This is a genomic window from Flammeovirga agarivorans, from assembly GCF_012641475.1.
GTDB lineage: Bacteria > Bacteroidota > Bacteroidia > Cytophagales > Flammeovirgaceae > Flammeovirga > Flammeovirga agarivorans.
The window spans coordinates 194236-200613 of record NZ_JABAIL010000011.1; the positions used below are offsets into that span (position 1 = coordinate 194236).

Consider the following 6378-nt stretch of genomic DNA (forward strand, 5'->3'; position numbering starts at 1 on the left):
AAAGGGTCAGACTTTTCGAAGTTTGACCCTTTTTGTGATAAAGAAGTTGAAAGTTTTCATTCCTTTCTAACTCTTTTAAATATATTTCTTACTGAGAAGTGAGAACCTAAAATCCGATAGAAATGACTTTACTATTTGATAATTTTTCTCACAATGGTTTGTCCATTTTGTAATGTAACTTTTAAGCAATACAGACCCTTTTCCCATTGATCTGTATTGATTTGAATCGCTTGATCGTAGATCTCTTGAGAATACTTAAGATAACCATTGACATTCAGTACTAAAATAGACTGTATCACCGTATTCGATTGAATGGATAAGAGGTCTGTTACAGGGTTTGGAAAAATCTGAATAGACATGTCTTTGTCATCAATTGAAGTAGGATCACCTATTTCAAAACTGATTCTGTAGGTTCTAACAGATCCATCTTCTGCAGAAACAGTCACTGATGCTAAATCATCCAATGTAGCAGCTTGAGTGATTTGAACAGAAGAATTTTGATCTGTTGCTGTTGCAGAAACTTGTGGAATATCAGAAGTACCAGATGGTAAAATTACAGTATAATTAAGTTCCTCAGCGGAGAAAGTAGGAGATAAGGTACCATTATCAACCGTTAAAGATGATAAACTGTTATCTGTAGATAATGCAATACCGCCGTACAGGTTTATTGCATCTATACGAGTTGTAATGCTTGTTGTTTTCCCACGATATAGTCTGAAGAAGTTAATAGCACTTAAATCAGGTGTGCCTCTTTTCGCTGCTAAACTAGTTTCCAGTTGGATGTAGTTCCAACCTACTTTTAAATTGTTTTTATCAAGACTCCAACTGTATTCATCCACATCAGCTTGTCCAGAACTACTAATTTCTACTTGGTTCTTGTCTTCTAATGCAGTAACGTTAGAAACGTAATACCAAAAAGATAATTTTACATTAGATTCTGAACCATTGGAATCGAAAGCTTCAGTGAAATTTTTTACAAATTCTACGTCGTCTGTCCCTGAAAATTCTAAACAACCTTCTCCTTGTTTCTGATCAACAGTGTTTATGGCTAATATGCTCGGATTCCATCCATCCTTCACTTCACATTCATCTAAATATTTCCCTAAAGCTGCATAAAAACTAATGGTATAAGTACGTTGAGTTACCCCGTCCTCAGCGGTAACCACAACCGTAGTTGTCTCATCCATTGTCTCTGCTTCTGTAATAGTAACTGTAGCTTTTCCATCTTGATTAGCTGTTGCTGTTACTGATGGGATTGTGTTAAAACCAAAGGGTAGTTCTACGGAATATTCCAAAATTCCAGGACTAAACGAAGGATCTAAAGTGCCGGCTTCTATCGTTAATAAAGAAAGACTGGCATCTCTTGCAAACGAGTTATTTTCACCAATAAGTTGAATATCATCAATACGAGTAGTTACTTCTGAAGTTTTGCTTCTGTAAAGTCTAAAGTAATTGATGGCAGTTAAGTCAGGATTTCCTCTTTTATTAGCGTCTTTCGTTGATAATTGTAAGAAATTCCACCCCGATACTAGATTGGCTTTATCGAGACTCCAACTATATTCATCGACATCAGATGTGCCCGAACTAGTAATTTCAACTTGATTACTATCTTCAAACAAAGATGGGTCAGATACATAGTACCAAAATTCCAATACAGTTCCTTCTTCTGTACCATTGGCATGTGTTGGAGTTGTTAATATTTTCTCAAATTCAACGTTCGATGATCCCTTAAATTCGATACAACTTAAACCTTGCTTCTGATCAGTATTTTTTAAACTCAACCCATTTGTATTCCATCCTGTTAATGATTCACACTCATCAATAATATAATAATTAGGACGTTCTTCGCAATTACTAAATAGCACCTTTCTGAGTAGGAGATTTTGTTTGGAAACGAAGACTTCACGGTTACCGTCATCATTAATACAAGAAGCTCCTGTAGACTCGTAGATCATATCATTTGTTGCATCCGTTCCGTTTTGATAGCTGAAAAAATATTGATAATTTTTATCTACTGCTAAATCGACTTTGCAAGCATAAATACCGTCTTCATCAGTATCTGTCATTAATATTGGTTGATCTTGACCTTGGATATTTACCCAAACCTGCTTATTGTAAATATCATTTTTTTCAGCCATATCAACTTGGAACAATGTACCAGTTTCAATGCCTCCTTTTAATTCCCAAACTGGAGATGATTTACCCTCTCTAACAAGATATAGATCAATACCATTTACCCCATAGGCAATAGCCTCTCCACCATTTCTTTGTGGCATAGTTATTTTTCTTGGAGCTATTCCAAAAGCATCTTCCCATGACGTACCATCATATCGAGTAAACTCGTAAGCATCCGTATAAGTTAATACAATTGCATGTTGACCATCGTTAGAAATGTCCATAGCCGTTGTACCATCCATTGGAAATTGTCCAATAATTTTTGCTGTAGTAGTAATATCTTCTGATGTAATTGATAGGGGAATTTCATAAGCAATTTTATTTCCACCGACACTAGATTTACTCACTAATATAATTTTTTCGTTTTCGACATCAACACCAATTGATTCACAATTCTGTGATCCATTTTCATATTGATAGGTAATAGTTTTTAGAATTTCATAGCTATTATTGGAAGTACTTTGAGGATCATATTCTGGCTCTTCAATGATATATAAATAATATTCTGATTTATTGATTGGGTTGTCGCCAAAATTACCAATAATCAAGTAAGAAGTTCCGTTCATCACAAAAGAAGAGATGTCTTCCCAGTCTCTTGAACTAGCATTACTTCCATTCTTATTTTTTACAATACCATGAGTCAATACAGCACCAGATTTGTCAATAAGCCAAAGGTTGGGGCCATCGCCAGAATCATTATGTAGCCAAAATGCATTTTCAGTATTGTATGAGGCTGCAAGTCCACTCGCTTCATCAATCAAAGGGTCTGTTATCGTCCCTAAAGTGGTTGGGCTATTATAATTAATGTCAAAGGTTTGTGCTGATCCCGATAAACTAAGGAAGAACAACACAAGGCTACACATTTTCACCTGATAATTAACAAGAACATTCATAAGCTTTTATAGTCTATTATTTTGTTTGTTGGTGTTTAGGATTAATAAAATTAACCATTTTATATAAAGTATGGCCCCCTTCGAGAAACTCAAAGGAAGCCAATTCTTCATCATCTAAATTATTATGGTAATAGTTGTATACTTACCGCACCACCTCTTACAGTGAATGTGTTATCGTAGAATTGATCATCATGAGTTAGATATAACATTGTCATATCATCACCAGCTGTACCATTAGAATTATACCCATAGTTTAAGTTAGACATAGTAGATTCTTGACCATTGTCTGTTGCAATCACTACTAAGAACGGACCTGGAGCACCTTTGTGATCAATACCTGCTTTTTTATTAAAGAAATATAAATCTTGAGTAGCACCTGTATTAATCAATCCATCATAAGAAAGGATAGTTAATTTAGCTGCTGCATTTTTTGTATTGATCTGACCATGATCATCTTTATTACTAGCTGTAACCTGACGTACCCATACTTCAGCACTCTTATCATCATCACCACCGTAACCAATTTTTGTCCAATCGCCACCTTGTACAGCAGATTCTTTTCCGTACTGACCTGGAGGAGGGTTACCATGACTAGCTGATAAGATTAAGAATTCTGTAGTTCCAACAACACTATTATTGAAAATGATATCTTGGTAGCCGCTCATACGCGTATATGGAAGGATGTTTAAAGTAAAATCATCCCATACAATATCTTGAGATTGTGCTGCTTCTACTTCGATCGTCACAGGAGCACTTGATGTTACACTGTCTTTTTGATCTTTCATCTTTAAAACAATTGTATGTGAACCTGGAGTAAGGTTATTTACAGTAAATTGGAATGGAGCCTCTTGGTCTAAATCAATGTAAGTGTTATCAATCCAAAGTCTCATGTTTTTCACACCATCTCCATCAGAGCTAGTAGAGGTAATAAGGATATCTTCTCCTTCTGTGAAAGTATCTCCATTTGATAAAGAAGTAATTTCAACAGAACCTGGTAAATCACCATCAACTACTGTGATTGATATAATTTCACTATCATGGTTTACACCGTCTGCTCCATTGGCCCTAACCATTAAAGTATGCGTACCTAAGGCAAGTCCACTTACATCAAAATTATAAGGAGCCGTTTTTACCACACTGTGAAAAACATCATCGATCCATAAACGACAAGCAATAAGATCAACATTTGTATCAGTGATTGTTTCGACATTGATTGTTGACCCTAGAATCACATTCGATCCGTTCAAAGGGTTTGCAATTGCAACCACTTCTCCTGCAGCAAGTGTTCTTGCTGAAGAGCTTTCAGTTTGACTTGATTCAACTTCAGGAAGTACTTCCTTGTTACAAGCTGAAAAAAGCACAATTAGAGAAGAAAATAATAATGATAGTTTTGTAAAATTCATTTCGTAATACTTAAAAAGTTAAATTATTATAGAGTGAAATTTGAGTTCAATGAGTAGAAACTTATTCTAATAGCTGATTAATCTAAAAATTTTCACTTCGACTTTATGATCATCAAATGTATTTAGAACGCTTAATGCGATATTAATGAATAATTAATGTGGGCTTCTTTTCAGAACTCAGTCAAAAAATATTAAAAAAAATATGCTACCGACATCATTAATAGCATGTACGGTAGCATATCATGGGTTTATATTAATTGGCTAACTTAATATTAATAAGTGCCAATAATCTGAAGTTATTATGATAATTACTTCACTAGATTGACAGTTTTCTGTAGGTTTTGTCCTACGATTCTAACCGTATATTTACCCGGAAGTAGGGACGATGTTTTGATTTCAATCTTATTTCGCCCACTGTTTGTGACAGCGTTTGTAGTTAAGACTACCTTACCTAAAATATCATAGAAAGTGATACCGATTTGTTCAGATGTACTCGCTTCAAATTCTAGGTTTACGATGTCTGTGATCGGATTCGGGTAGACTTTAAATTGATTTATTTCATCATAGCTACCTCCAAATACAGATTCTGTACTCATTGTTCTACTACTTGAGCCATTATCTTCATAGGTAATAGTAAGTTTTGGAGCATCTGCTGGAGAAGAATTAGTGTAAGCTTTCGCCACTCTTCTGCCTGTACCTTGAATAATAAATACTAAATGCCCTTGAGCCCAGCCAGATCTGTTTACAATTTCCTGAACAATATTTTTAAGATCAGGAGTTCTTTGTGCACTACCTGCTTCACCCACTGTATTCCAAGCTGCTGGAGTCCATGCTACAGATGCAGTGGTTTTTGGTCGTAAAGAGATATCATTTGTATTTGTAGTAAACGTACTTGGTCTATTGGCAAACTGTGCATGTATAGTCAAAGAACCATTATCATTTTTATTTTCAGCTGCTGTAAACTGTATAAAGGCATTGGTGATTGTAGCCCCTTGCGGTATATTAATATCTCTAAAACGAATACCGACCATTTGATTGCCAGCATTTTCAAGATCATCGTATACCAATTCAAGATCAGTGCTACTTGTGCTTACCAACCCACTTTCTGCTTCTTCGGCGTCATCATTTCCTTTAATCACACTAACTGTGATTGTAGTACCAGATGGTTGCTCTGTAAAATTCGCAGTGATATTTTTATTCTGATCCATAAGCACAGTCACAGGATTTTCATTACTTGTGATGTCGCCAGACCAACCACTAAATTCATAACCAGAAGCAGGGTTAGCTGTTAATGTTACTTCTTGACCTTCTTCAATACTATTCTGATTAGGAACTGAAGAAGTGATAGTACCATTGGTTGCTGCTAATGATAAAGAATAGATATTCTTATACTCAACGATAAGTTGTGGTGCGGCTGTACTTGAACCTTTGTAAGACTCTGCTACTCTACGGCCTGTACCTTCAATGATAAATGCCATATTATTTCCTGAAGTCCATCCATCTCTATCAATCACTTCCTGAACAAGTGCACTTAAGTTAGGAGTTTTCTGAGCATCACCTGCCTCACCAATAGTACTCCATGTAGTTGGTGTCCATGCTACAGATGCATTGGTTTTAGCTCTTGATGAAATATCATTAACAATTGAAGAAAAGGCTGCTGCAGAATTAACGTCCTGAGCGTAGATGTTCATCGAACCTTCGTTATTTTTATCTTCATCTGCCGTAAATTGAATATAGGCTTCTGTGATTATTGCACCTTTTGGAATATCCAATGCTTGGAAACGAATACCAACTGACTGATTACCTGCAGCTTCATGAGGATCGTAAACCAATTCTAAATCAGAACTACTAAGATCTATAGACCCGTCCTCGGCTTCTTCCGCATCATCTTCATCAGTACTTACGCG

The 6378-nt window shown here is 35.7% G+C and carries 3 protein-coding genes; all 3 read right to left on the reverse strand.

Going from position 1 to position 6378, the window contains the following annotated elements:
* Window positions 1-131: 131 nt before the first annotated feature.
* Window positions 132-3068 carry a T9SS type A sorting domain-containing protein gene (locus tag HGP29_RS24500; RefSeq protein ID WP_168885097.1) on the reverse strand — a complete coding sequence of 979 codons (2937 nt, stop codon included), beginning with the start codon at window positions 3066-3068 and terminating at the stop codon, window positions 132-134.
* Window positions 3069-3190: 122 nt separating this feature from the next.
* Complete coding sequence (locus HGP29_RS24505) at window positions 3191-4471, reverse strand: Ig-like domain-containing protein (RefSeq protein ID WP_168885098.1); 1281 nt, start codon at window positions 4469-4471, stop codon at window positions 3191-3193.
* A 308-nt stretch (window positions 4472-4779) separates the two neighbouring features.
* The coding region (locus HGP29_RS24510) for an InlB B-repeat-containing protein (RefSeq protein ID WP_168885099.1) at window positions 4780-6378 on the reverse strand (1599 nt) is incomplete at its 5' end.

Excerpts from the sequence above, each read along its gene's own strand:
- HGP29_RS24500 (WP_168885097.1), bottom strand. The coding sequence starts at position 3,068 with ATGAATGTTCTTGTTAATTATCAGGTGAAAATGTGTAGCCTTGTGTTG.
- HGP29_RS24505 (WP_168885098.1), bottom strand. The coding sequence starts at position 4,471 with ATGAATTTTACAAAACTATCATTATTATTTTCTTCTCTAATTGTGCTT.